Source organism: Streptomyces sp. NPDC088124, assembly GCF_040685895.1.
Taxonomy (GTDB): domain Bacteria; phylum Actinomycetota; class Actinomycetes; order Streptomycetales; family Streptomycetaceae; genus Streptomyces.
This window is the reverse complement of sequence record NZ_JBFBJB010000005.1, coordinates 65,055-88,284: the sequence shown is the minus strand read 5'-3', so window position 1 is coordinate 88,284 and position 23,230 is coordinate 65,055. Positions and strand designations below refer to the sequence as shown.

Sequence of the window (23,230 nt, the reverse complement as noted above, 5' to 3'; positions counted from 1 at the left end):
ATGACGCCCCGTCCGCAGGACAATGTGCACTCACCATGCTCTCGGAGGGGGACGCACATGCGGGAAAGCCACCGGGCCGAGGCCGAACGGCTGTTGGTACGCGCCGTCGAGGAAGAGGTACGGCGCTCCGGCGGGCGGACCGACGGGAACGCCCTGCTGGCGCGCGGGCGTGGCGCCCTGGACGCGATGGCCGCCGGCGCGGACGAGGAGTACGCCGCCTACACGCAGGCCCTGGACGCGACGCGGGCTCAGGCGGTACCGCTGTCCGAGCGGTTCAGCCGGCAGAGCATCGGCACGCCCGCGCTGGTCACGTCGGTCGCCGCCGTGGCCGCGATCGGCGCCGATGTCGCGCTCGGGACGGCCACGGGGGTCGCCCTCGGCGCGGGCGCCGTCGTCGCCGTGGCCGGGGCGGCGACCACCGTCGCGAAGGTGACCGCCGCGCACTGGCCGGCCGCGCACCGCAGAGCCGGCGCGGCGGGCCAGCCGGGCGGGGCCGAGCAGTTGCGGCTCCAGTGGCTGACGGCGCTGGAGGTACGGGGCATCCGGCCGTTCCTCGACCAGCAGCGCGTCCTGACCTCCGCGACGCGCCGTACGACGGCCAAGAAGACCTCCGTCGTGCCGCAGTTGCGAGGCGGGGACCGCAGCGCCGCGGCCCGCCGCAGGAGCGTGCTGGAGCAGTCGTTCGGCCATCTCCCCGAGCCCGCCGGGCCGTTCGCCGGGCGCCGCGCCGAACTGGCGAAGATCGCGCAGTGGGTGCATTCCGCGCGCGCGTCGACGGAGACGAAACCGACCGTCGTCGTGCTGTACGGCGCCCCCGGGTCCGGCCGCACGGAGCTGGCCGTACGCGCCGCACACCAGCTCAGGGACCAGTTCCGCGGCGCCTGCGTGGTCGACCTGCGCGGCGGCGGCACCCTGGAGGCGCCGCTGTCGACGCGCGACGCGCTGCTGCACCTGCTCAACCGGCTCGGCGCGCCGCGCGAGCAGCTGCTCTTCCGCGAGGGCGCCTCGCCCGAGCAACAGGTCCGCCGGCTCAGCGAGTTGTACCACCAGCACCTCACCGGCCTGCCGGTGACCGTCGTCCTGGACGACGCGTCCGACCCCGAGCAGGTGCGCACCCTGGTGCCGGAGCGCTCGGACAGCCTGGTGCTGGTGACGGCGCGCGGGCCCGTCGAGCTGCCGGCCGATGTCCCGGCCTGGGTGCACCAGTTGCCCGTCGAGGCGCTGGACGGGGCGGGCGCCGAGGAGCTGCTGCGCGCCACCTCCGGGAGCGGGGGTGAGACCGAGGGCGGCCCGTACGACGTCCAGTCGGCCGACCGGGTACGGGAGTTGTGCGGCGGGCTGCCGCTCGCGCTGCGCATCGCCGGCTCCTCGCTCGGCGCCGGCCGCACCGCGCACGGGCTGGCCGCGGATCTCGACGCGTACGGCCCGGTGGAACCCGTCGAGCGCGCCCTGTGGCTGCGGTACACCGACCAGAACGACCAGGGCCGGCGGCTGCTGCGCCGCCTCGCGCTCGCGGGGCGTGCCTCGCTGGGCGCGGGCGCGGCGGCGGCGCTGCTCGCGACGGACGAGCAGGAGGCCGGGCGGCTGCTGGTGGCCCTGTCGCGGGCGGGCCTGGTCGAGCACGTACGGGGCAGCCGCTACCGGCTGCACGACGTCGTACGGACCTTCGTGCACGCGCGGCTGCGCGACGAGGAGCCCGCGGAGGAGCGCACGGCCGCGCAGGAGCGGCTGATCCGCAACTACGGCGAGCTGGCGGACTCCGTGATCCGGCTGGTCGACGGCAAGACGTCGACCCGCGCGGACCTCTTCAAGAGCGCGGCGGGCGCGCACGGCTTCTCGTCGCTGGACGCGGCGCTGCGCTGGCTGGACGACGAGTCGAGCTTCATCACCGCCACGCTGCGCCACGCGGAGGGCGTGGATCAGCAGGCCGTGCTCAATCTGCTGGGCGCGCTCTGCGACTACTGCCTGCTGCGCGGCGACCTCTACCGGCTGGGCGAGATCAACGAGTTGACGCAGGCGGTGGACCAGGGGCTGCTGGTGCGTTCGGTCCAGTGGCGTACGGGCATCGCCGCCCGGCAGCTCGGCGAGCTGGACAAGGCGCGCACGACGCTGACCTCCGTGGTGGGCCTCTACCAGGAGGCGCAGCACGAGGCGGGCGCGGCCCGCGCCCTCTGCTCGCTCGGCATCACCCTGCACCACCAGGGCAATCTGACCGAGGCGTCGGCGAAGCTGCGCGAGGCGCTGGCGCTCCAGGAGACCCCGTCGCTGGCGGGTGACCGCGGCTGGACGCTGCACGCGCTGGCGGCGGTGGAGCGGGACCGCGGCCGGCCGGAGGAGGCGTTCGGGATGCTCACCGCGGCGCTGGCGCTGCACCGCGAGAGCGAGTCGGTGCACGGCGAGGCGTGGGCGCACTTCCAGCTCGGCCAGTTGTTCCTGCGGATGGGTGATGTGGCCCGCGCGGAGGGCGAGTTGCGCGCGGCGCTGGAGCTGTACGGGCGGACCAGGGACGGCCGTGGCGAGGCGTGGGCGACCACGCAGCTGGCGCGGGCGCGGCTGGTGGAGGGTGAGCCGGGGCAGGCGGCCGAGCAGTTGCGCGAGGCGCTCGCCAGGCACCGGGAGAACGAGGACGCGCGCGGCGAGGCGTGGACGCTGTACTACCTCGGGCAGGCGCTGGAGGAGGGCGGCGAGCGCGACCAGGCGGTACGGGAGCTGGAGCGGGCCCGCACGATGTTCTCGCGGATGCGGGACGTGTACGGGCTGGCCTGCGCCCGGCACCACTCGGGCCGGGTCACCCGCGACCAGCGTGCCGCGCAGACCGGCAACCTGCGCAACTCGGGGTTCGCCCGGCAGCTCCTGGTCGACGCCCGCGCGGACTTCCGGCGGATCGGTGTCGCCCACGGCGAGGGGTGGACCTGTCTGGAGCTGGCCATCGTCGACGCGGGGAACAGCCGCGCGGCCCAGGCGCTCGCGCTGTGCGACGAGGCGACGGCGCTCTTCACCTCGTACGGCGACCACCGCGGCGCGGACTGGTCACGCTTCCTGCGCTGCACGCTGCTGCCGTACAGCTCGGCGGGCGGTACGGAGGTGGGCTCGGCGGTGGCCGAACAGGAGCTGGCGGAGCTGGCCGCGGCGGACCACCCGGCGCGGGACGGCAAGCTGGCGGACTCGCTCGCGGCGTTCGCGGTGATGCTGGGCCGGGGTGTCCGGCTGGAGGACGGCTGGCAGGCCTGGGACCTCGGCATGGTGCCGAACCGGCACGCGCGCGAGGTCATGGGCGTACCGGTGGAGGTCACACCCGCCTGACGCCCGCCCGACGCCTGGCCGCTCCCCCCGGCGGAGGGGCGGCCGTACGCCGGGCCGCGTCGCCCGGACCGCGGCGGGCCGGGCGTACACGGCCCGTACGGCGCCGATCCGTCAGGCTCGCCGATCCGCACAGCGCGCCGATCCGTCAAGCTCGCCGATCCGCACAGCGCGCCGATCCGCACAGCGCCGTACGTACCTACGGGCCGCACGGATCGTACGGATGCGCGCACCGCCCGTACCCACGCGACCGTACGGACCCGTACGGCCACCGTCCGTCCGTGCGGCTACTTCCCGCCCGAGGTCGCCCGCTGCTGCCCGGCGGTCGCTTGCGGCTGCGGCTCCGGGGCCTCCTCGAAGTCGACCCGGCCCATGTGGCGGGTCATCGACTTCATCAGCAGCCACACGCCGCCCGCCATCACCGCGAACACGATGAAGCCGAGCACACCGGGCGTCACCTTGTTCTCGTCCAGCTCCTGGGCGAGGGGAACGAGCTGCGTCATTGCCTGGGTCGCATACATATCAGGCATTGTCGCGGATGCCCGCGAAGAGGTCGCTCTCGGGGAGGGAGGTATCGACGAGCGACTTCGCCAGCTCGTACTCCTCGGTCGGCCACACCTCGCGCTGGACGTCCATCGGGATACGGAACCAGCCGCCGTCCGGGTCGATCTGCGTGGCGTGCGCGATCAGCGCCTTGTCGCGGATCTCGAAGAAGTCCGCGCAGGGGACGTACGTGGTCAGCGTCCGCTCCACGCGCTCGATCTCCTTCCACCGCTCCAGCCACTCGCCGTACGGGGACTCCAGACCGCGGGCGAGCAGCGCCTCGTGCAGCGCGACCGTACGCGGCCGGTTGAAGCCCTGGTTGTAGTAGAGCTTCTCGGGCTGCCACACCGGGCCGAAGTCCTCCTCGGGGAACTTCTCCTTGTCCGCCGCGCCGTCGAACGCGATCATGGAAATGGTGTGGGTCATGATGTGGTCGGGGTGCGGATACCCGCCGTTCTCGTCGTACGTGGTGATGACCTGCGGCCGGAACGCGCGGATCGACCGGACCAGCCGGCCCGCCGCGACCTCCGGGTCCTCCAGCCCGAAGCAGCCCTCGGGGAGTGGCGGCAGCGGGTCGCCCTCGGGCAGCCCCGAGTCGATGAACCCGAGCCATTCCTGCTGGACGCCCAGGATCTCCCGGGCCTCGTCCATCTCCTTCTTGCGCACCTCGTGGATGTTCGCCTCGATGTAGGCGTCACCCTGGAGCTTGGGGTTGAGGATGGAGCCGCGCTCGCCTCCCGTGCAGGTCACGACCAGCACGTCCACCCCCTCGGACACGTACTTGGCCATAGTGGCCGCGCCCTTGCTCGACTCGTCGTCGGGGTGGGCGTGAACGGCCATCAGCCGCAGCTGCTCAGTCAAGACTCGATCCTCAGTGATGTGTCGCTTTGGTCGGCTTCTATAGTGACGGATATCGGGGGACGGAAATTCCGGCTGTCCCTGTCCGAGAGGAACGATCATGGCGGCGGTACGCGAGGAGCTCCCCGCAGGACGGTACGGCCGCTCCGCCGACGAGCTCGCGGACCGGCGGCTGCGCCGCCTGGGCGCGGTCCTCGGCGGCCTGCTGGTCGTCCTGCTCGGCTGGTACGGCTACCACTACGTGATCGACCGGAGTGTCTCCGGAGAGCTCATCAAGTTCAAGCGCATTTCCGCGACCGAGGTCGAGGCGCATCTGGAGGTCCGCAAGGACCGGGACGCGAGCGGCAGCTGCACCCTGCGCTCGCTCGCGGAGAGCGCCGCGGAGGTGGGCCGCAAGGACGTGCGCTTCGGGCCCGGTGAGACCCGGATCGACGAGGTGGTCACGATCCGTACCACGGAGAGTGCGACCAGTACCGAACTGGTGGGCTGCACGTCCGACTGAGCGGGTGGGCCGGCGGCTGTGAAGTGCCCCTGAGGTGACCCTTGAAGTGACCCGCCGTGTGGTGCGGTGGGTTCCGCGCTGACCTGCGCCGATGTATTTCTGACGGCAATTGTCCTCCCCCTTGGGCCACGAAATTGTTAGGCTCGTGGTTTCGCCCACCCGAGACGGCACATGCTTCTGGGTAGGGCGTTGCTTTGTATCCCCAGCACCTACGAGGAGCACCAGTGACCCAGACCAGCGAGAACGTCACCTGGCTCACCCAGGAGGCGTACAACCAGCTCAAGGCCGAGCTGGAGTACCTGTCTGGTCCCGCGCGCACGGAGATCTCCACGAAGATCGCTGCTGCCCGCGAGGAGGGCGACCTGCGGGAGAACGGCGGGTACCACGCGGCCAAGGAGGAGCAGGGCAAGCAGGAGCTGCGTGTCCGCCAGCTCACCCAGCTCCTGGAGAACGCGAAGGTCGGCGAGGCACCCACGGCCAGTGGTGTGGTCGCTCCCGGCATGGTCGTGACGATCGCCTTCGACGGCGACCCGGACGACACCCTGGACTTCCTGCTCGCCTCGCGCGAGTACGCCAGCTCCGAGATCGAGACGTATTCGCCGCAGTCCCCGCTGGGGAGCGGGGTGAACGGGAAGAAGATCGGCGAGAGCGCGGAGTACGAGCTCCCGAACGGCAACAAGGCCAAGGTGAAGATCCTTGAGGCCAAGCCGTACCAGGCCTGAGCCGACGCCCACGCCCGCGTCACCGCTCGCTCTCGCGCCGGCACCTGCTCTCGCATCCGCGCCTGCGTGACCGGGCCGGTCCGCCCGACATCCCGTCGGGCGGACCGGCCCGGTCCGTTTTCCGCCCGCCCGCCTTGCCGTACGGCGTCGGTGCCGGCGTCACCCGAGGATCGTGTAGCCGGCCTCGCGCAGCGCCGCCGCGACCTCCGCGCAGTGCGCGGGCCCCTTCGTCTCCAGGTGCACCTCGACGTCCGCCTCCGTCAGCCCGAGGCGCGGATCCGTCCGTACATGGCTCACGTCCAGGACATTGGCGTCGGCCACCGACAGCACGCCGAGCATCGTGGCGAGTGCGCCGGGCCGGTCCGTGACCCGCAGCCGGAGGCTCAGATAGCGCCCCGCCGCCGCCATGCCGTGGCGCAGGATGCGCTGCATCAGCACCGGGTCGACGTTTCCGCCCGAGAGCACCGCGACGACCGGGCCGCGGAACGCCGCCGGGTCGCCGAGCAGCGCGGCCACCGGACTGGCACCGGCCGGTTCGACGACGAGCTTCGCCCGCTCCAGGCAGAGCAGCAGGGCGCTGGAGAGCTCGTCCTCGGAGACCGTACGCACCTCGTCCACCAGCTCCTGGACGATCCGGAAGGGGATGTCGCCCGGCCGGCCCACCTTGATCCCGTCGGCCATGGTGGGGAGCGGGTCCACGGAGACCGGCCGCCCCGCGCGCAGCGAGGGCGGGTACGCGGCCGCCCCGGCCGCCTGCACACCGATCAGCCGGATGTCGGGGCGCAGCGCCTTCACGGCGACGGCGATGCCGGCCGCGAGACCGCCGCCGCCGATCCCCACGACGATGGTCCGCACCTCGGGGCACTGCTCCAGGATCTCCAGGCCGACCGTGCCCTGTCCGGCGATGATGTCCGGGTGGTCGAAGGGGTGGATGAAGACCGCGCCGGTGTCCCGCGCGTACTCCTGCGCGGCGGCCAGGGTCTCGTCGACGACCTGGCCGTGCAGCCGTACCTCCGCGCCGTAGTCGCGGGTGGCCGCCACCTTGGGCAGGGGCGCGCCGACCGGCATGAAGACCGTCGAGCGGACGCCGAGCAGCGTCGAGGCGAGGGCGACGCCCTGGGCGTGGTTCCCGGCGCTGGCGGCGACGACGCCCGCGGCGCGCTCCTCGGGGGAGAGCCCGGCGATCCGTACGTAGGCGCCGCGCAGCTTGAAGGAGCCGGTGCGCTGGAGGTTCTCGCACTTGAACAGGACCGGTGCGCCGACCAGGCCGCTGAGGTGCCTGCTGCCTTCCATCGCGGTGGTCCGGGCGACCCCGGAGAGCATCTTCTGGGCCCCTCGGATGTCGTCGAGCATCAGGGTGTGGTGGGAGGGGCGCGACGTGCGGAAGCTCATACGGCAAGTCTCGCAGCTCACGCCGGGCGGGGCCGGGCCCGACCCGGTCCGCCGGTGGCCGGCGGGCGCCCGCGCACGCCCCGCGCACTTCTCCTTCACCCGGTTTCCACAGGGCAGGTACGGTGCGGGGTCCGGCCGCGTACTCTTTCCCCCACCAACCGACCCCCGCACGAAAGAGCCCCCAGCCATGCCCCCCATTCAGGACATGACTTCCGCTGCGTCGGCTTCCCGGGAGCGGCCTGTCGAGCCATCGGACGACGCCGCCCTCCTCGATGCCCTCCAGCACCAGGTGGCCGTCTTCGCCCGGCGGGCCGAACAGACCCGGCTCGGCGGTGTCGGCCAGGTCCGCAACTCGATGGACCGTGCCGCGTATCTGCTGCTCAACCGGCTCGACCAGGAAGGCCCGATGGGCGTCAAGGCGCTGGCCGCCGGGATGGGTATCGACTCCTCGACGGTGACCCGGCAGGTCGCGCCGCTGGTCGACACCGGTCTGGTCAAGCGCACCTCGCACCCGGAGGACGGCCGCGCGGTGGTGCTCCAGCTCTCGGCGCGCGGGCTGGCCAGACTCGACGAGGTGCGTTCCTCGCGGCGCGCGCTGATGGCTCAGGTCACGGCGGACTGGACGGAGGACGAGCGGAACTCCTTCACCACGCTGCTCACCCGTCTCAACGGCGCGTTCTCGGCAAGGGCTGCGGGGCAGCCGTCCGGCGAGCAGCCGGGCACGGAGCCCGACGCCGAGTCGGAGACGGAAGCGGAAGCGGAGCCGGGCGCCGATACGGATACCGGCACGGGTGCGGGTGCTGGTGCTGGTGCGGAGAGTGCTCCGAAGGCGGCGGGCCCGGCGGAGGGCGGGCACCCCGGCGCCTGAGCCCGGCGCGCTCCGGGTCCCGGTCCCGGTGCCGATGCCCTCTTGACCTCGCGGCCCGGCTGGCCTGATATGAGGTCGTGCGAGAGCGGCGCGCGGCCACGGATCGCCGCCGCGCCCGGGAGTTCGAGGTCTTCGCGGCGGGCGCGGCCGGCCGACTGCTGCACACGGCCGCGCTGCTGACCGCCGAACCGCCCACCGCGACCCCGCGCGCACAGCGCCTGCTGGAGGCCGCGCTGGCCCGTACGTACGCGGAGTGGGACCAGCTGCGCGACGAGGACCCGTACGACCGCACCCGCCGGGAGCTGGCGCTGCGCTTCGCCCAGGAGGCGTGGCGCGTCCGGCGGCCGGGCCGGTGGACCGGGCGGTGGGGTGGCCGGTGGGTCGGGCGCCGGGCGGGCGGGGAGGGCGGAGTGCTGGCCGGGCTCGGCACGCAGGAGCGGCTGGTCCTCGTACTCCAGCTGTACGAGGGCCTCACCGAGGAGCAGACCGCGTCCCTCCTCGGCCTCCCCGAGGACCGGGCCCGCGCCCTCTGCGCCCGCGCGATGTCGGCGCTGCGGCGGACGGCCCCGCGCGGGGAGGCGGGGCCGTGAGCGGTACGAGCCGCAAGGAGGCGGAGATACGGCGGCTGCTCGACCTGCCGCGCCCGGCCGTCCCCGCCGGTCTTGTGGCGCGGGCGGCCCGGCGCGGCGAACGGATGCTGCGCAGGCGCCGGGCCGCGCGCCGGGTGGTGTGGGCGGTACTGCTGGCGGCGGTGATCGTCTTCACCGTATGGGCGTGGGACGTGCACCCGTGGGCACCGCCGCCCGCGCGGACGACACCGCCGCTGGAAGGCTGGTGAGAGCCGGGGAAACGGCCGGCAGCCCCTCCCGAACTCCCGAAGGGGCGGCGGTCGGCCTCAGCCGAGGGCCTGCCGGAGATCGGCCAGCAGGTCGTCGCCCGACTCGATCCCCACGGACAGCCGGACCAGGTCGCCGGGCACCTCCAGCGGCGAGCCCGCCGCCGAGGCGTGCGTCATCCGGCCCGGGTGCTCGATCAGCGACTCGACACCGCCCAGGGACTCGCCCAGCGTGAAGAGCTTCGCGCGGTCGCAGACCCCGACCGCCGCCTCCTCGCCGTCCGCGACCCGGAACGAGACCATCCCGCCGAACGCCTTCATCTGCTTGGCGGCGGTCTCGTGGCCGGGGTGGTCGGGCAGCCCCGGGTAGAGGACCTGGGAGACGCGCGGGTGAGCGGCGAGCATCTCCGCGACGCGCATGGCGTTCTCGCAGTGCCGGTCCATGCGGACGGCGAGCGTCTTGATGCCGCGCAGCACGAGCCAGGCGTCGAACGGCCCGGCGACGGCGCCCATCGCGTTCTGGTGGTACGCCAACGCGTCGCCCAGCGCCTCGTCCTCGGTGATCAGCGCGCCGCCGACGACGTCGGAGTGCCCGCCCATGTACTTGGTCGTCGAGTGGACGACGATGTCCGCGCCGAGCGCGAGGGGCTGCTGGAGGTACGGGCTGGCGAAGGTGTTGTCGACGACGAGCCGCGCCCTGGACGTGCGCGCGACGGCCGCGAGGGCCGCGATGTCGGTGATGTTGAGGAGCGGGTTGGAGGGGGTCTCGACCCAGATCAGCTTGGTGCGGGGGGTCAGTGCGGCCTGTACGGCCGCCGGGTCGGAGGTGTCCGCGACCGAGAAGTCCACACCCCAGCGGGAGACGACCTTCGCGAAGAGCCGGAAGGTGCCGCCGTAGGCGTCGTCGGGGATGACGACATGGTCGCCGGGGACCAGCAGCGTACGGAGCAGGCAGTCCTCGGCGGCGAGCCCGGACGCGAAGGCGAGCCCGCGCAGGCCGCCCTCCAGGGCCGTGAGGTTCTCCTCCAGGGCGGTACGGGTGGGGTTGGCGCTGCGGCTGTACTCGTAACCGCCGCGCAGGCCGCCCACCCCGTCCTGCTTGTACGTGGACACCTGGTAGATCGGTGGTACGACCGCCCCGGTGAGGGGGTCGGCGGTGTTCCCCGAGTGGATGGCGAGGGTCTCGAAACGATGCTGGTCGCTGGAGTGCTCGTGGCTCATGGGCCGAGGGTAGCGCCGTGGGACCGGCGCCCGTGGACGCGCGGGGCCCCACACGTGAGGGGGCGTGGCCCCGCGCGTGACTCAGGGTTGTCCACAGGGGATTCGGTACCGGACCGCGTCCGGGACAATGGACGCATGGAGATTCTCTGGGTCCTGCTCGCGATGGGCCTGCTGGCCGCGGTCATCGCCCCGTACGTCAGGCGCCGTGGCGGTGGTATCCGCCAGGTCGCCCCCGGATCGCCGGACGCCGCCGACCCGGCCGCGTACGGGTTCGTCCGGCAGGAGGAGCTGGACATCCGGATGCCCGGCCCCGACCAGGACCTGCTCGACGTGCTCGATGTCGTCCAGGGGACCCAGGACTGGCGCGCGGCGTCGCAGCTCCTCGCCGGGACGGGCAAGGAGGGCGAGGTGCGCTGGCAGCGGGTGCAGGCGTTCGCGGGGGCGGCGTCGCTGGAGCTCCAGCAGCGACCCGGGGTCGGGGGCGCGTGGCTGCGGGCGTGGCGGTCGGAGGCGCCGAAGGACGCGGGCGGGGCGGCGGTGCACGCGGAGTTCCTGGTGCAGCAGGCGTGGCGGTCGTCGGCGGCGGGGACGGACGACTTCCGGATCATCCTGGAGGAGGCGCGTACGGTCTGCGGCCAGGCGGCGCTGCTGGCGCCGGGCGACCCGGTTCCGTACATCGTGGAGCTGGCCGTGGCGCGCGGACTCGGCTACTCCCGCGAGGAGTTCGACCTGCTCTGGGCGAAGGTGATCGACCGGGCCCCGGCGCACATGGGCGCGCATCTGGCGGCGCTGCACTACGCGTGCGAGAAGTGGCACGGCTCGCGCGACGAGGCCGACGAGTTCGCGACGGCGGCCGCGGCCCGCGCCCCACAGGGCTCTCTGCTGGCGGCGCTGCCGCTCTTCGCGGTGTACGAGCACCTCCCCGAGGTCAACCTGGTGCGCGGCTTCTACCAGAGCGCGGTGGTGACGAAGGCGGTGGAGGGCGCGCTCTTCGCGGTCCACGCGGCACGCCCGGACGACCCGATGCTCGCGCACGTACGGCACCTGCTGGTCTTCTTCCTCGTACGGTGCGAGCGCTGGTCGGAGGCGATGAACCAGCTCGTGCAGGTGGACGGCCATGTCGGCGCGCTCCCGTGGACGCACGAGGCGGACCCGGCGGCGAACTACACGGTCTACCGGGCGCTGGCGGTGGCGGGCTACGAGGCGAACGGCGGCAACCCGGCGACGCTCCCGCGCTGACGGATCCGGGACCGCCCCCGCCGGAGTGGACGGGGACGCGGGGCGGCCCGGCTCAAGGGCGCGGCCCTGGCCCCCTGTGCCCGCGCTCCCGCACGTGCCCGCTCCCGGCGCCGGAATGCGCCAGGTGATCCACACGTTGTCAGGAACAGACCCCCAGCCGAGGAGAGCCGACCATGTTCCTGTCCCGCCGCACCCCCGAGCTGCCCACCCCCGAGCAGGCCCTGCGCGGCCGGCCGGAGCCCGCGTTCGCGGTGCCGGCCCGCCACACGGTCCTCGGCAACCCCTTGGTGGGTCCGTACCCCGAGGGCCTGGAGGTCGCGGACTTCGGCCTGGGGTGTTTCTGGGGTGCCGAGCGCAAGTTCTGGCAGACGGACGGCGTCTGGACGACCCTCGTCGGCTACCAGGGCGGCTTCACCCCGAACCCGACGTACGACGAGGTCTGCTCGGGCCTGACGGGGCACACCGAAGCGGTCCGTGTCGTCTTCGACCCGAAGACCGTCTCGTACGCCGAGCTGCTGAAGGTCTTCTGGGAGTCCCACAACCCGACCCAGGGCTTCCGCCAGGGCAATGACGTGGGCACGCAGTACCGCTCGGCGATCTACACCCACTCCCCCGCCCAGGCGGAGGCGGCGGAGGCCTCCCGCGCCTCGTACCAGCAGGTCCTGACGGGCAGCGGCTACAAGACGATCACCACGGAGATCCTCCCGTCGGAGGGCCGCCCCTTCTACGTGGCGGAGGCGGACCACCAGCAGTACCTGGACAAGAACCCGGCGGGCTACTGCGGCCTGGGCGGCACGGGCGTCTCCTGCCCGATCGGGGTGGCGCCGGCCGGCGAGTGAGCCCGGCACCGCACCACCGGACGTTCAAGGGGCGAGCGTGAGCACGGGCTGATGCGCGCCCTGGCCGGGGCGCTGGACGCGAGGCTCGACATGGCCGTCGACGCGGAGGAGACGCACCTCTCCTTCGTTCCGCGCACTGCCTGAGTCCCTTGAGTCAGCAGGTCACCCCATCGCAGCCGCTTTCCCGTTCTGGAAAGGATCAGCGCTTGACCGCGTCGCGTCCCTCTCGGGAGCATCGGATCGACAGATCGGGCAAGCGCCTGCGCAAGGAGTGACGATGCTACGGAAGCTGACGGGGTCCCCGGACTGCAAGAACGGATCGTGCCCGACCTTATGGGGCACCGAGAGCGAGCAGAACTACGTCGTCCAGGGGCAAGTCGTCACCGACCCCGAGCGGCTGGCACAACTCGATCTGCCCGAGGGCGAGACCGCCGTGCTGGTGCCCGCCACCCTGCTGGAGGAGTACTTCCGTGCTCAGCGGTGAGGCGTTCGCCCGGCTCTTCGAGACCTTCGAGCGGACCGCCTTCCGCCTGGAGACACTCGCCGTCTACGACGTGGCGGAGGAACGCGAGGAGTACGAACGCTTCCTGGCCGGCGGGGAGATGGGCCCCGAGTGGTACGACAACCCCTGGGTGCGGTCCATGACGGACAAGGGCAAGGCCGTGTCCCGCGTCCATGTACTGCGTTCGCCCCTGACCGACTACCTGCGCTACGAACTCGCCGCCTACCCCGGCAACATCACGGCAGGCGAGACCATCGGCATCATCGACACCGCGGAGAGCCCGGTCTCCGGTCTGCCCGACCACGACTTCTGGCTCTTCGACGACCAGCACGTGTTCCGGATGCACTACACGCCCGAGGGCGCCTTCCTCGGCGCGGACCCGCTGCCCGCCGCCAGAACCGCCGCATACCGCGCCCACCGTGACCGGGCTCTGGCCGAAGCCGTGCCCTTCGCGGAGTACTGGGAGCGGCACCGCTGACCTCGGACTCGATCGGGAAAGCCCTGCGGGCGCTGCGGAACACATCCGGGCTCACGGGTGAAGCCGTGGCCCGTAGGGCTTCCATGTCCGCCGGCAAGCTCTCGAAAATCGAAACCGGCAAGGTCCTGCCGACCGTCCAGGACGTGGATCTCGTGCTGACCGCCATAGGCGTCAGCCGAGAGGTGAAGGAAAAGCTCCTCACGACGGCCCGTGCCGAAGCCACAGAGGCCACCGCATGGCGGCTGCTTCGGCGTATGGGCCCTTGGAAGCACCAGAATAGCCTCCGGGCCATCGAGGGGGCCACGACCGAACTCAGGCTGTTCCAGGGCCAGCTCATCCCAGGACTTCTCCAAACCCCTGAGTACGTGTCGGCCGTGTTCTCCCTGCCTCCGGCACTGCCGGAGGAGACGCGGGCCAAGACCGTGGCCGCCCGTCTCGAACGGCAATCGGCCCTCTACCGCCCAGGCCGATCGTTCCACTTCCTGATCTGCGAGCACGTCCTCAGATGGCGCATCGGTGAACCCGCCGTCATGGCGCTGCAGATGGACCGGCTCGTATCCGTGTCCCGGCTACCCAACGTCTCGCTGGGAGTCGTACCGAGCGGACCACGGATGCCGGATTTCCCCATGACCTGCTTCAGCATGCACGACGACCGACTGGTAATTGTGGAGACGTTCCACTCGGAGGTCACGACGCGCGACCCGAAGGACGTGCAGCTGTACGCCGACACCTTCGAACGCTTCGCAGCCGTAGCGGTTTTCGGCGATGCCATGACGGCCCTGGTCGAAGGTGTGCGGGACGAATTCTTGCACCAACGCGAAAGGTCCTAGAAGCCCCTCCTCCGTAGGTGAAACATCAGCGGTGTCAACCCCTGATGTTTCACCTACGGAGGAGCAGATGACCGACCTTTACGGCCTTGACATCACCGGAGCCCGGTTCGGCAGGGCGTGCGGAGGCAACACACATCCGGACGGCGAGTCCTGCGTAACTCTCGCCAGGATCGGGCCGGACGCGTGGGCACTGGGAGACAGCAAAAATCCGGATGCCGTGCCCTTGCGGTTCACCACGCAGGAGCTGAGCGCGGCCGGTATCGATCCGGCCCGCTTCGGCCTCTCCGCGTAGCTGTCAATCCGCCTGCCAGGCGGCCTCGCCCGTACGCCGACCACACCAACGGGCGGAGCCGCCTCCCTCCCGAGGACGGAGCGGCCATGCACATCCACGGGTACACCTGGCTGGGCGAGAAGGCCATGTTCGACAAAGAGAGCTTACGGCGCCCTCCCGGCGCACCGCCGACAGCGAGCAGTCCCCTGGAGGTGATCGAGCGATATCGCCAGGCCGTGGCTGCATTCCCGACCACGGAAGTGCCGCCCCTCCAAACGGCACACTGGCTGATGAAGCGGGCGTCGGTGATCCAGGGCACCTGGCGGGAACCGAAGGAGGCCGGGGAGTGGCTGGCGCTCCGGCTCGCAGAACTCGCGTCACGATTCACATCCGCAGAGGAGCGGGAGGCGGCCCGCCTCGCGCTCCTGCGGCAATCGGCGGTCGAACGTCTGACGGAAGGCGGCGACGTGTCACTCGGCCATTACCTCAAGGGAACGGTCTTCCACTCGGTCTCGCTGGTGACGTGCTCCCCCAACCGCAGCAGCCCCGACCTGCCCTGCCCCATACGCCGGACGCGTTGAACCTCGCGGAACCCGGCGGGCTACTGCGGCCTGGGCGGCACGGGCGTCTCGTCCCCGATCGGGACGGCGCGGGGCGGGGCGTGAGACCTTCCGTCACCGGCGCCCGAGGCTTTTCGACGGCGGCGGCGACGCCAACACGGCCCGATGTCACGTGCGCGACCGGTGTGCGAATAGCGCGCATGACGTGTGTGATCCGGGGAGGGAACCGCGTCCTTTTCCCAAGACTGATTAAAATGATCTCCCGAGTCCGGGGCACTGTGTCACGCAGTGCCCCGGACTCAGTTGGGTCCGCTCGGATCCGCCGGGCCGCGCACCGAGAGGGAACGATGTCGTTCGAGGAAGAATGGGCTCAGCAGAAGCGGACGGTGGCCGAACGCCAGTCGTCGGACACGCGGCTCAATCAACTCGACCGCGGCGGTCCCGCGTCGCCCGGAGTCGGCGATCCTGATCTGGCCACGGTCCCCGCCGCGAAGAAGAAGGCGGCCAACACCATAGAGAACCAGCTCGAACCGGGCACCAGGAAGGCCGCCGACGCGGCTGACGAGCCCACGCGTGTCGCCGTGGCGGAGTTCAAGGGGTGGGACACCGGCACCGGCCTGAAGAAGGCCTTCTCCGATGCCTCGCCCGCGTTGATCTTCTCAGGGCGGTCTTGACGTCCTGGTCGAACTCGGTGACCGCCTTCACCGCGTCCATGATGTTGCTGGTGTACGAGTTCTCCACGTTGGGGAGATCCGGGTCGTGGCGCACGGACTTCGCGGTGGCCGCGTCGACCTTAGGCACGGTACGGCTCGCGGACCAGATGAACCTGGCCGCCAACGAACGCGGCGCCTCGGCGGGCGACACGAAGGACAGCTCATTCGAATCAGCAAAGAGGGAGGCGAATGTTGGCCACAGCCAAGGACGAGAGGCAGCCGAAGCCCATCTCAACAAACCGTAAACTTCTCAGCGCATCCATCATTATTGCGGCGTGCATATTGAGTGCGACCTCCTGCGCAGCCAATGAATCCGCCCCACCGAAAGAAGACCTTTGCGACGTTTCCAAAAATACCGAAACACATAATCTTCTACAGAAGGCGCTCCGCACAGATCAGTACAAGACCACCATTTACAACACAAATGACCGACTTCCGGAGAAATTGTCAGATAAATTGAAGGAGTGGAGGCCCGGAAAGACAGAGCTCACGACCCAGATTTGTTCAATTGCCCCGAAGGACGGGCGCCTCGACGGGTCCCTGGGATTCGAACTCTCATGGACTGCTCGTGACGGATCGACAAAAAGTGATTTACCAGGAAAGGTCAGCTATTACAACCTGAACGGTGCGCTCGGCGAAGCGAACGACATCATCACGGAACTTCGCGTGCAGTGCAGCCTGCCCGGAAAATTGCGCAATCCGTCAAGCCAAGTTTCTCTACTCACAGCGGGATCGAACACACTCAATATCGGAACGAAAGTTGACCAGGAAACCATAGACCAACAATTGACCATCCTCTACCGTGTGACCAGAAAAGCCACCGAAGTCCTCGGCTGCGAGAACAACCCCTTGAAAGAAATCCCGGCGGTCAAGGCATACGGAACCCCTGAAGAGGCAGCACAGGCCGGAAACTAGAAGCTTCCCGTCGCGGCGACATTGCCGCCACCCTGCTATGAGCCGCCCACAGCCAGTGCGTGGCGCTGGTTTGATTCGCCGCCTTCAATCGAACGTCCGCTCCCTGATCGGCCTTCCGGCCAGCCCGGAGCGTGAATCGTGGAGGTCGAGGGGCACGCCGAAGGCGCTTTCCCGTTCTGGACGATCACGACTTCTGGCTGCAGAGTCGCCGAGTACCGGGGGCTACCGTGACCGGCCCCTGGCCGAGGCTGTGCCGTTCGCGGAACGCTGGGAGCGACACCGCTGACCGCAGACGCGGCCACTACCGGGGGACGCTCTTCCACTCCGTGGCGCTGGTGAAGTGCGCCCCCACCTCAGCCGCCTGGAACTGCCCCTGCCCTACGCATTGGTGCCCCGGAGCCAGGAAACGGCTCCCGCGCGGGATAGGAGCACGACCGCGACGGGACGGCGCGTGCGGTTCGCCGCATCGGCGGTCGCGTCCCAGGACTCGGCCGGCAAGGCCGCGCGCTGGTTCAGCCGGCCACGTCGCCGGGTTCGCCAGCCTTGACGTACCGGAGCCAGAACACCGTCTGCGCACGGCCGAAGAACACTACAGCCGCCTCCGGACGCTTGCTGTCGCGGAACGCCACGCGGCCGTCGGGGAGGAGGGCGGTCTCGACGCAGTCGCCGCCGGTGTCGCCTCCTCCGCCCGAGTAACTGCTCTTGCGCCAGCGCGCCTGCTTCAACGGATCTGTCTGCGTCATGTGACGGCTCCTGTCGTCATGCGTACAGCTTGACCGCGTCGGCGATCGCGTCCCTGGACTCGGCCTGGGAAAGGGCCCGTTCGGTGAGGATGCCGAACTTCAGCGTCCATGCTCGTACATGTTCGCGGTCCTCGACGTAGAACATGCCCGCCGGGCCTTCCGTATAGCCGATGTCGGGCATAGGCGCAGGCAACGTCAGGATCGAGAACGGGCCTTCCAGACCAGGGCTCCCGCCCACATCACGCGAGAGGATCTGGATCGAGATGTTCGGGTGCTCGGCCATGCTCAGCAGCTTCCGCAACTGGCCTCGCATGACCTCCGGCTCTCCAATGACATGGTCCAGGACAGCCTGGTCATAGATGAAGTGCGCGTTCAGAGCAGGCTTCCTCTGGAGCACATGCTGCCGGATCATGCGAGCAGCAACCTTGCGTTCCAGCTCCTCCTCGGAACAGGCTCCGGGGTCAGCCGCGAGCATGACGGCGCGGGCGTATTCGGCGGTCTGCAGAAGCCCGTTCACCAGTTGAGGCTGAAAGCTCCGGAGCTGGACGAGGCTGTCCTCCATACTCAACAGCGGCTTGATGTCCTGCGGCAGAGCGTTGGCGAAGCCAGTCCACCAGCCGGGCTCCGACGAGGCCGCAGCCAGTTCCACGAGACCATCGCGGAGTTGTGCGTCCGTGACGCCGTAGGCATCGAGCATCTGCTCCACTTCGCGCGGCTTGATGTTGTGCTCCCGATTCTCGATCCGGGACAGTTTCGACCGCGACCAGCGCCCTGGCAGCAACGCAAGCCGCTCAACCGCTGCTTCCTGGGTCAAGTCGGCACTCTCGCGTAGCCCCTTCAACGACGCCGCGAGCTGCCAGCGCCGCACCACCGACGTTCCGATCTCCATGTTCCGTCCCATTGGCCCCTCCAGTACCCATCCGTAGCTCTGGGCGCATTGCCATGACCCGTCCGCGTGAAAAATGGACTGTCCACTTGAAAGTGGGCGCGATCGATCTCAGGATACCAATACGCACAGCTTCGAATTAATCACGCTCAGTAGGAGGACATGATGTCAGCCGAACCAGCAGCCCCCACCCCTTCCGTCCCCAGCGACCCACCCCTCACCCGCGCCGAATTCAAAGCCCTGGCCGACGAGTTGGTGGCCCTCACCGCGCCCCGGCTCTTCGCCGTCATCCAGACGTACGAGCCCGAGGGCACCGGCCCCGAGGACGCTGACGCGTGGGTCGCCGCGTGGGGGATGGCGTTCGAGGAGCATGCCGAGATCGTGAGTGCTTCCGGCGGCATCCGGATGAGTGTGCGCTCGCTGGACCGTGCCGTCGGGAGGTTCGGCCGGGGCGAGGACACCACGGCGCGGGTGGTGTGGGTGCCCGGGGCCGCCTGACCCCGGGGTGGACCGGGTGCGCCCCGTCGAGGCGGCAGTGCCTACAGTCGCCTGTCATGGACTGGATGGAGCGGGTGGGAAGTCTGCGGCAGTGGACGAGCAACGGGGTGCGCGCGCCGCACAAGCCGCTGCTGATGCTGTACGCGCTGGGGCGGTTCCGGCACGGACCGGAGCGGGCGTTGCGCTACTCCGACATCGAGCGCGACCTGAGCGAGCTGCTGCGCAACTACGGTCCCCCGAACCCGACATCGCCCGCGTACCCGTTCCACCACCTCGTCAGCGACGGGGTGTGGGCCGTACGGACCGACACCGGTGACCCGAGCCCCGGCACGGGGGTGCGGGCGCTGCGCGACAGCGGGGCGGCGGGGCGGCTCGTGCCGGAGTTGCGGGCCGCGCTGGACGCGGACCCGGGGCTGCTCGGGCGGCTCGTACATCTGCTGCTGGACACGCACTTCCCGCCGTCGCTCCACGCGGACATCGCCAACGACGTCGGTCTCGACCTGGAGTTGGACGCCGCCGTCGGGTCGGCTGCCGCCCCCGCCGTACGGGAGGACCGGCGGCGCGGTGTCGAGCTGCGCAGACAGGTGCTCGTCGCGTACGAATACCGGTGCGCCTTCTGCGGCTTCGACGGTTCCCTCGGCGGGGTGCCGGTCGGGCTGGAAGCCGCGCACGTGCGGTGGTGGGCGTTCCGGGGTCCCGACGAGCTGTCCAACGCGCTGTGTCTGTGCTCGCTGCACCACAAGCTTTTCGACCGAGGAGTGCTGGGGCTGGACCGGGGCCGGCGGATCACCGTCTCCCGGGAGTTCGTCGGCCGTGGCCGCGCCGCGCGGAGCCATGTGCTCGACCTGAGCGGACGGGCCCTCCTCGGTCCGCAGCACGGCAGCGCCGGCGTGGACCCGGAGCATGTCACCTGGCATACGGAGCAGGTGTTCCGGGGCGAGGCCCGGACGCCCGAGCCCGCCTGACCCGGGGCCGCCGCCAACTGCCGCTCTGCCGTTGGCTGATCTGCTGCCGGCAGAGCGACCCGGCGGCAGGGCGGTGGCCGGGCAAGGGTGGGGACGAGGGCGCGGCGACCGGCGTCGCACCACATCGAGGAGGACCGATGTCTCCACTCGTCACCGACTGGGATTTCGCGCCGAGCCCGCGCGCCGCCGAGCAGGGCACGGCGGCGGCGACCACCCCGTTCGACGATCATCTCGCCGCGCGGCTGCTGACCCAGCGCATCGTCGTGCTCGGCACCGAGGTCACCGATGTCTCCGCGAACCGGGTCTGCGCGCAGTTGCTGCTCCTGTCCGCCGAGGATCCGCGCGGCGACATCGGGCTCTACATCAACAGCCCTGGCGGCTCCGTGACGGCCGGACTGGCGATCTACGACACGATGCGGCTCATCCCGAACGACGTCGCCACGCTCGCCATCGGCTTCGCCGCGAGCATGGGGCAGTTCCTGCTCACGGTGGGGGCGAGGGGGAAGCGTGCCGCGCTGCCGAACGCGCGGATCATGATGCACCAGCCGTCGGCGGGTATCGGCGGCACCACGGCCGACATCGCGATCCAGGCCGAGAACCTCGAATTCATGAAGGGGGCCATCGAGCGGATCACGGCGGAGCACACCGGCCAGGCCGTGGAGACGGTCTCCCGCGACGGCGACCGCGACCGGTGGTTCACCGCCGAGCAGGCCAGGGAGTACGGCATGGTCGACCGGGTCGTCTCGTCGCTCGCCGACGTACGGCCGGCCGGCGCGCAGCGACGGATGGGACTCTGACATGGGCCAGTACACGATCCCGACCGTCGTCGAGCGCACCGCGCAGGGCGAGCGCGCGTACGACATCTACAGCCGGCTCCTCTCGGAGCGGATCATCTTCCTCGGCACCGAGATCGACGACGGCGTCGCCAACGTCGTCATCGCCCAACTGCTCCACCTGGAGTCCGCCGGTCCGGGGACCGAGATCTCGCTCTACCTCAACTCCCCCGGCGGATCGTTCACTTCGCTCATGGCCATCTACGACACGATGACGTTCATCGGGTCGCCGATCTCGACCTTCTGCGTCGGCCAGGCGGCCTCGACCGCCGCCGTACTGCTGGCGGGCGGCGATCCCGGGCGGCGCCATGTGCTCGAACACTCCAGGGTGCTGCTGGGACAGCCCGCGAGCGGCGGTCACCAGGGGACGGTCTCGGACCTCAGCCTCCAGGCCAAGGAGATGGTACGGATCCGCTCCGAGGTCGAGGAGATCCTCTCCCGGCACACCCGCCACGACGTGGCGACCCTGCGCGCGGACATGGACCGCGACCGGGTCTTCACCCCGCACGAGGCGGTGGCGTACGGGCTCGCCGACGAAGTGCTGAGCCGGAGGAGGATCCGGGTTCCCTGACCACAACCGGACGCGGAGTGACAGGAGTTGACGGCGCGGGCAGCGCGGGCAGGGCTGGAGGAGTTGGCGGGTTGGCGGCGTGGGCGGGGTCAACCGGGCTGCTCTCCGGGTTCGTCCGGTACGACGGCGAGGCTGAGGAGGTGACGGGTACGGCCGTCGCCCGGGGCCTTGTCGGAGCGCGAGGCGACCAGCGCCTGGATCTCCGTGACCAGCTCGGTGAACTCCTCCTCGGTGAGCCAGACCGCGCCCTGCCGGTAGGCGACGCCGTCCGCGGCGGGATCGGCGTCGTCCCGGGCGAGGTAGCGGTCGAAGTCGGCCAGCAAGGCTCCCGAGAACGCGGCGAACGCCTGCCGATGGTCCTCCAGCGTCATCGCCTTCCGCGCGTCCTGGCCGACCACGCTCATCTCCTGACGGACCCGGTAGCTGCGCTCCACGGCGCCGCGCACCCGCCTCTCGCCCACCACCTCCAGAACACCCGCCCGGGTGAGTGTGGCGATGTGCCGGTACATGGTGGCCGGCGCGATGTCGGGCAGTCGGACGCGCAACTGCGCGGTGGTCAGGTGACCGGAGCCGAGCAGCGTCTGCAGGATGCGCAGCCGGACCGGGTGCAGGAGCAGGTTGGCGGTTGACATGACTTCATACTCTCGCATGAGATAACATTCTCGAAGTTGATATCAATGAGGGGCGCGGAACCGCCGGAGCACCGGCGGGCCAGTCGCCGCGGACAACGGCCCACCCGATCACACCCGTTAGGCAAATTGACATGAATGCGACAAGTCCGATCGGGCGGCCCAGCGGCCTCGGACTCTTTCTGGCCGTCACCTTCACGACGAGCTGGGCGTCCTGGCTCGTCGCGATCCGACTCGGCGGATCCTCGACGTCCTCCCCCACCGTCCTGCCCTATCTGTTCGGCGCCTTCGGCCCGTCGATCGGTGCCCTCGCGGTCCGGGCGCACCGCGCCCGCCGCGGTCACCCCGTCCCTGAGCACACGGTGAGGCTCCGGCTGGGTCTGCGGCTGTTCTGGGTGGCGCCGCTCCTGCTGGTGACATCTGCCACTGTGCTGGCCGGCGTACTGGCGGCGCACCTGTGGGGCGGCCCGGCCGTGAGCCTGCCGGAGGCACAGGACGTGATACGGACCGCGGGCGGCCCAGCGGCGTTCCTCGTCGGCATGCTGATCGGCGGTCCGTTGGCGGAGGAGCCCGGCTGGCGCGGTACCGCCCATCCGCGCCTGCGCGCATCGCTGGGCCGGTACCGGACGGGCCTGGTCCTGGGGGCCATCTGGGCGGTGTGGCACCTGCCGCTGTTCTTCATCGACGGGACCGTGCACGCCACATTCGGCCTGGCCTCGTGGAGCGGGCTGCTCTTCATGCTGAGCGCCATCCCGATGTCGCTGCTGGCCGGCTACGCCTACGACCGCGCCGGCGTCCCCGGGGCGATCGCGGTCCACTTCGCCGCCAACTCAAGCCTGTTGCTGCTGGGCGTCGATTCGCCACGCGCCCAGGCGCTCGTCATGGCCGTGCAGACGGTGGTCGCGTTGGCGCTGCTCGCCACGGAACGGTCCCCGCGTAACACCGGTCCCAGCCCGGCGCACCGCCCTCACCCTCCGCACACCGAGTCCACCGCGCCCACCGCGCCCACGGACCAGGAGCACCGGGCGCGGGTCTGACCGGTGGTCAGGCGGCCATTCGCACGTCGCCCGGCCGCGCCCAGGTCCCCCGCGTGCTCCGCCCCGCCAGCGCGGTCACCGTACCGTCGCCCGTACCCCCCGAAGGGCGCAGGCGGGTCCGTGCCCGGTCGAGGCGGACGAGTTCGCCGTGGGAGAGCGCGAGCAGATCGGCCAGCCCGAGTCCGAGCGCCCCGGCGGCAGCGGCCAGGACCTCGGACGACGCCTCCTTGCGGCCGCGCTCCAGCTCCGAGAGGTACGGCATGGAGATACGGGCCGCCTCGGCCACGTCCTTCAGCGTGCGCTCCTGCGCCAGCCGCTCGCGCCGCAGGACGTCCCCTACGAGGTGCCGCCAGAGGGGTTCCTTGGCCTGCTTGCCGGCCTGCTTCTCGGGTACGGGGGCCGCCTCCGCCGTACGCGGGCGCAGGGGGACGACGCGGGCTCGGTTCTGCGCGTGGCTGGTCACTCCCTCAGCGTAGGCGC

Annotated in this window: 28 protein-coding genes and 1 pseudogene; 21 read left to right on the top strand and 8 right to left on the bottom strand. The window is 70.8% G+C overall.

Features of this window, described 5'->3' with window-relative positions; all coding sequences use genetic code 11:
* Positions 1–57 precede the first annotated feature (57 nt).
* A complete protein-coding gene (locus AB0P17_RS05580) occupies positions 58–3,303 on the top strand; it encodes a tetratricopeptide repeat protein (protein WP_365807837.1) in 3,246 nt (1,081 codons plus the stop codon).
* Between the two features lie 284 nt (positions 3,304–3,587).
* Here the strand turns inward: AB0P17_RS05580 and AB0P17_RS05575 are convergent, their stop codons facing one another.
* Together AB0P17_RS05575 and mca are read right to left on the bottom strand one after the other, a co-directional pair.
* Positions 3,588–3,821: a hypothetical protein gene (locus tag AB0P17_RS05575; RefSeq protein WP_365807835.1), complete on the bottom strand. Its 234-nt coding sequence runs from the start codon at positions 3,819–3,821 to the stop codon at positions 3,588–3,590.
* Between the two features lies 1 nt (position 3,822).
* Entirely contained in the window at positions 3,823–4,704 is an 882-nt protein-coding gene (gene mca / locus AB0P17_RS05570; protein ID WP_365807833.1) for a mycothiol conjugate amidase Mca, read from the bottom strand.
* 97 nt (positions 4,705–4,801) lie between these two features.
* Here mca and AB0P17_RS05565 point away from each other — a divergent pair, with 97 nt between their 5' ends.
* Both AB0P17_RS05565 and greA read left to right on the top strand, forming a co-directional pair.
* Positions 4,802–5,203: a DUF4307 domain-containing protein gene (locus tag AB0P17_RS05565; RefSeq protein WP_365807831.1), complete on the top strand. Its 402-nt coding sequence runs from the start codon at positions 4,802–4,804 to the stop codon at positions 5,201–5,203.
* Positions 5,204–5,427: 224 nt separating this feature from the next.
* Positions 5,428–5,925: a transcription elongation factor GreA gene (gene greA / locus AB0P17_RS05560; RefSeq protein ID WP_365807829.1), complete on the top strand. Its 498-nt coding sequence runs from the start codon at positions 5,428–5,430 to the stop codon at positions 5,923–5,925.
* Between the two features lie 159 nt (positions 5,926–6,084).
* On the opposite strand, the gene ilvA is transcribed toward greA, so the two are convergent.
* A complete protein-coding gene (gene ilvA, locus AB0P17_RS05555; protein ID WP_365807827.1) occupies positions 6,085–7,317 on the bottom strand; it encodes a threonine ammonia-lyase in 1,233 nt (410 codons plus the stop codon).
* 187 nt (positions 7,318–7,504) lie between these two features.
* Between ilvA and AB0P17_RS05550 the strand changes: the two are divergent.
* The 3 genes and pseudogenes from AB0P17_RS05550 to AB0P17_RS05540 all read left to right on the top strand — a co-directional run.
* Positions 7,505–8,020, top strand: a pseudogene (locus AB0P17_RS05550) (MarR family transcriptional regulator); the annotation flags it as partial.
* Positions 8,021–8,262: 242 nt separating this feature from the next.
* Positions 8,263–8,775 carry a sigma factor-like helix-turn-helix DNA-binding protein gene (locus tag AB0P17_RS05545; protein ID WP_365807825.1) on the top strand — a complete coding sequence of 171 codons (513 nt, stop codon included), beginning with the start codon at positions 8,263–8,265 and terminating at the stop codon, positions 8,773–8,775.
* Positions 8,772–9,023, top strand: a complete 252-nt coding sequence (locus tag AB0P17_RS05540; RefSeq protein WP_365807823.1) for a hypothetical protein — start codon at positions 8,772–8,774, stop codon at positions 9,021–9,023. The genes AB0P17_RS05545 and AB0P17_RS05540 overlap by 4 nt, the downstream gene beginning before the upstream one ends.
* A 57-nt stretch (positions 9,024–9,080) precedes the next feature.
* Here the strand turns inward: AB0P17_RS05540 and AB0P17_RS05535 are convergent, their stop codons facing one another.
* Entirely contained in the window at positions 9,081–10,241 is a 1,161-nt protein-coding gene (locus tag AB0P17_RS05535) for a cystathionine gamma-synthase (RefSeq protein WP_365807822.1), read from the bottom strand.
* A gap of 135 nt (positions 10,242–10,376) precedes the next feature.
* On the opposite strand from AB0P17_RS05535, the gene AB0P17_RS05530 reads away from it, so the two are divergent.
* From AB0P17_RS05530 to AB0P17_RS05485, 10 genes are all read left to right on the top strand, one after another.
* On the top strand, positions 10,377–11,480 hold the full coding sequence (locus AB0P17_RS05530; protein WP_365807821.1) for a hypothetical protein: 1,104 nt from the start codon (positions 10,377–10,379) through the stop codon (positions 11,478–11,480).
* A gap of 173 nt (positions 11,481–11,653) precedes the next feature.
* A complete protein-coding gene (gene msrA, locus AB0P17_RS05525; protein WP_365807819.1) occupies positions 11,654–12,319 on the top strand; it encodes a peptide-methionine (S)-S-oxide reductase MsrA in 666 nt (221 codons plus the stop codon).
* A 277-nt stretch (positions 12,320–12,596) separates the two neighbouring features.
* The gene (locus AB0P17_RS05520) at positions 12,597–12,803 is read left to right on the top strand and encodes a hypothetical protein (protein WP_365807817.1); all 207 of its coding nucleotides are present in this window, start codon (positions 12,597–12,599) and stop codon (positions 12,801–12,803) included.
* Positions 12,790–13,299: a DUF6879 family protein gene (locus AB0P17_RS05515; RefSeq protein ID WP_365807815.1), complete on the top strand. Its 510-nt coding sequence runs from the start codon at positions 12,790–12,792 to the stop codon at positions 13,297–13,299. Before AB0P17_RS05520 ends, AB0P17_RS05515 begins: the two co-directional genes overlap by 14 nt.
* Positions 13,281–14,129, top strand: a complete 849-nt coding sequence (locus tag AB0P17_RS05510; protein ID WP_365808103.1) for a helix-turn-helix transcriptional regulator — start codon at positions 13,281–13,283, stop codon at positions 14,127–14,129. Before AB0P17_RS05515 ends, AB0P17_RS05510 begins: the two co-directional genes overlap by 19 nt.
* A gap of 67 nt (positions 14,130–14,196) precedes the next feature.
* Positions 14,197–14,421 (top strand): DUF397 domain-containing protein, encoded by a 225-nt coding sequence (locus tag AB0P17_RS05505; protein WP_365807813.1) that lies wholly within the window; start codon positions 14,197–14,199, stop codon positions 14,419–14,421.
* A gap of 86 nt (positions 14,422–14,507) precedes the next feature.
* A complete protein-coding gene (locus AB0P17_RS05500) occupies positions 14,508–14,981 on the top strand; it encodes a hypothetical protein (protein WP_365807811.1) in 474 nt (157 codons plus the stop codon).
* Positions 14,982–15,307: 326 nt separating this feature from the next.
* Positions 15,308–15,634, top strand: a complete 327-nt coding sequence (locus AB0P17_RS05495) for a hypothetical protein (RefSeq protein ID WP_365807809.1) — start codon at positions 15,308–15,310, stop codon at positions 15,632–15,634.
* A 17-nt stretch (positions 15,635–15,651) separates the two neighbouring features.
* On the top strand, positions 15,652–15,918 hold the full coding sequence (locus tag AB0P17_RS05490; RefSeq protein WP_365807808.1) for a hypothetical protein: 267 nt from the start codon (positions 15,652–15,654) through the stop codon (positions 15,916–15,918).
* The gene (locus AB0P17_RS05485) at positions 15,863–16,588 is read left to right on the top strand and encodes a hypothetical protein (protein WP_365807806.1); all 726 of its coding nucleotides are present in this window, start codon (positions 15,863–15,865) and stop codon (positions 16,586–16,588) included. The genes AB0P17_RS05490 and AB0P17_RS05485 overlap by 56 nt, the downstream gene beginning before the upstream one ends.
* Positions 16,589–17,100: 512 nt before the next feature.
* Here the strand turns inward: AB0P17_RS05485 and AB0P17_RS05480 are convergent.
* Complete coding sequence (locus AB0P17_RS05480) at positions 17,101–17,331, bottom strand: DUF397 domain-containing protein (RefSeq protein ID WP_365807805.1); 231 nt, start codon at positions 17,329–17,331, stop codon at positions 17,101–17,103.
* A 16-nt stretch (positions 17,332–17,347) separates the two neighbouring features.
* Positions 17,348–18,220, bottom strand: coding sequence for a helix-turn-helix transcriptional regulator (locus AB0P17_RS05475; protein ID WP_365807804.1), 873 nt, complete (start codon positions 18,218–18,220; stop codon positions 17,348–17,350).
* Positions 18,221–18,382: 162 nt separating this feature from the next.
* On the opposite strand from AB0P17_RS05475, the gene AB0P17_RS05470 reads away from it, so the two are divergent.
* The 4 genes from AB0P17_RS05470 to AB0P17_RS05455 all read left to right on the top strand — a co-directional run bounded on the left by AB0P17_RS05470 (position 18,383) and on the right by AB0P17_RS05455 (position 21,084).
* Positions 18,383–18,715 (top strand): hypothetical protein, encoded by a 333-nt coding sequence (locus AB0P17_RS05470; protein WP_365807802.1) that lies wholly within the window; start codon positions 18,383–18,385, stop codon positions 18,713–18,715.
* 56 nt (positions 18,716–18,771) lie between these two features.
* Entirely contained in the window at positions 18,772–19,680 is a 909-nt protein-coding gene (locus AB0P17_RS05465) for a phosphorothioated DNA-binding restriction endonuclease (protein ID WP_365807801.1), read from the top strand.
* 137 nt (positions 19,681–19,817) lie between these two features.
* Positions 19,818–20,477: an ATP-dependent Clp protease proteolytic subunit gene (locus tag AB0P17_RS05460; RefSeq protein WP_365807799.1), complete on the top strand. Its 660-nt coding sequence runs from the start codon at positions 19,818–19,820 to the stop codon at positions 20,475–20,477.
* Between the two features lies 1 nt (position 20,478).
* Positions 20,479–21,084, top strand: coding sequence for an ATP-dependent Clp protease proteolytic subunit (locus AB0P17_RS05455; RefSeq protein ID WP_365807797.1), 606 nt, complete (start codon positions 20,479–20,481; stop codon positions 21,082–21,084).
* An 89-nt stretch (positions 21,085–21,173) separates the two neighbouring features.
* Here AB0P17_RS05455 and AB0P17_RS05450 read toward each other — a convergent pair whose 3' ends face one another.
* Positions 21,174–21,716 (bottom strand): helix-turn-helix domain-containing protein, encoded by a 543-nt coding sequence (locus AB0P17_RS05450; protein WP_365807795.1) that lies wholly within the window; start codon positions 21,714–21,716, stop codon positions 21,174–21,176.
* Between the two features lie 131 nt (positions 21,717–21,847).
* Here AB0P17_RS05450 and AB0P17_RS05445 point away from each other — a divergent pair, with 131 nt between their 5' ends.
* Positions 21,848–22,750, top strand: coding sequence for a type II CAAX endopeptidase family protein (locus AB0P17_RS05445; protein ID WP_365807794.1), 903 nt, complete (start codon positions 21,848–21,850; stop codon positions 22,748–22,750).
* 7 nt (positions 22,751–22,757) lie between these two features.
* On the opposite strand, the gene AB0P17_RS05440 is transcribed toward AB0P17_RS05445, so the two are convergent.
* Positions 22,758–23,213 carry a helix-turn-helix transcriptional regulator gene (locus tag AB0P17_RS05440; RefSeq protein WP_365807793.1) on the bottom strand — a complete coding sequence of 152 codons (456 nt, stop codon included), beginning with the start codon at positions 23,211–23,213 and terminating at the stop codon, positions 22,758–22,760.
* Between the last annotated feature and the right edge of the window lie 17 nt (positions 23,214–23,230).

Bases quoted from the DNA above. Each gene is read 5' to 3' on its own strand.
- AB0P17_RS05520 (WP_365807817.1), top strand. From the start codon at position 12,597: ATGCTACGGAAGCTGACGGGGTCCCCGGACTGCAAGAACGGATCGTGC.
- AB0P17_RS05575 (WP_365807835.1), bottom strand. From the start codon at position 3,821: ATGTATGCGACCCAGGCAATGACGCAGCTCGTTCCCCTCGCCCAGGAG.
- AB0P17_RS05535 (WP_365807822.1), bottom strand. From the start codon at position 10,241: ATGAGCCACGAGCACTCCAGCGACCAGCATCGTTTCGAGACCCTCGCC.
- AB0P17_RS05470 (WP_365807802.1), top strand. From the start codon at position 18,383: ATGTCAGCCGAACCAGCAGCCCCCACCCCTTCCGTCCCCAGCGACCCA.
- AB0P17_RS05450 (WP_365807795.1), bottom strand. From the start codon at position 21,716: ATGTCAACCGCCAACCTGCTCCTGCACCCGGTCCGGCTGCGCATCCTG.
- AB0P17_RS05505 (WP_365807813.1), top strand. From the start codon at position 14,197: ATGACCGACCTTTACGGCCTTGACATCACCGGAGCCCGGTTCGGCAGG.
- AB0P17_RS05460 (WP_365807799.1), top strand. From the start codon at position 19,818: ATGTCTCCACTCGTCACCGACTGGGATTTCGCGCCGAGCCCGCGCGCC.
- AB0P17_RS05485 (WP_365807806.1), top strand. From the start codon at position 15,863: ATGTTGGCCACAGCCAAGGACGAGAGGCAGCCGAAGCCCATCTCAACA.
- ilvA (WP_365807827.1), bottom strand. From the start codon at position 7,317: ATGAGCTTCCGCACGTCGCGCCCCTCCCACCACACCCTGATGCTCGAC.
- AB0P17_RS05445 (WP_365807794.1), top strand. From the start codon at position 21,848: ATGAATGCGACAAGTCCGATCGGGCGGCCCAGCGGCCTCGGACTCTTT.
- AB0P17_RS05530 (WP_365807821.1), top strand. From the start codon at position 10,377: ATGGAGATTCTCTGGGTCCTGCTCGCGATGGGCCTGCTGGCCGCGGTC.
- AB0P17_RS05565 (WP_365807831.1), top strand. From the start codon at position 4,802: ATGGCGGCGGTACGCGAGGAGCTCCCCGCAGGACGGTACGGCCGCTCC.
- AB0P17_RS05580 (WP_365807837.1), top strand. From the start codon at position 58: ATGCGGGAAAGCCACCGGGCCGAGGCCGAACGGCTGTTGGTACGCGCC.
- AB0P17_RS05500 (WP_365807811.1), top strand. From the start codon at position 14,508: ATGCACATCCACGGGTACACCTGGCTGGGCGAGAAGGCCATGTTCGAC.
- AB0P17_RS05455 (WP_365807797.1), top strand. From the start codon at position 20,479: ATGGGCCAGTACACGATCCCGACCGTCGTCGAGCGCACCGCGCAGGGC.
- AB0P17_RS05465 (WP_365807801.1), top strand. From the start codon at position 18,772: ATGGACTGGATGGAGCGGGTGGGAAGTCTGCGGCAGTGGACGAGCAAC.
- AB0P17_RS05480 (WP_365807805.1), bottom strand. From the start codon at position 17,331: ATGACGCAGACAGATCCGTTGAAGCAGGCGCGCTGGCGCAAGAGCAGT.
- AB0P17_RS05475 (WP_365807804.1), bottom strand. From the start codon at position 18,220: ATGGAGATCGGAACGTCGGTGGTGCGGCGCTGGCAGCTCGCGGCGTCG.
- AB0P17_RS05495 (WP_365807809.1), top strand. From the start codon at position 15,308: ATGTCGTTCGAGGAAGAATGGGCTCAGCAGAAGCGGACGGTGGCCGAA.
- msrA (WP_365807819.1), top strand. From the start codon at position 11,654: ATGTTCCTGTCCCGCCGCACCCCCGAGCTGCCCACCCCCGAGCAGGCC.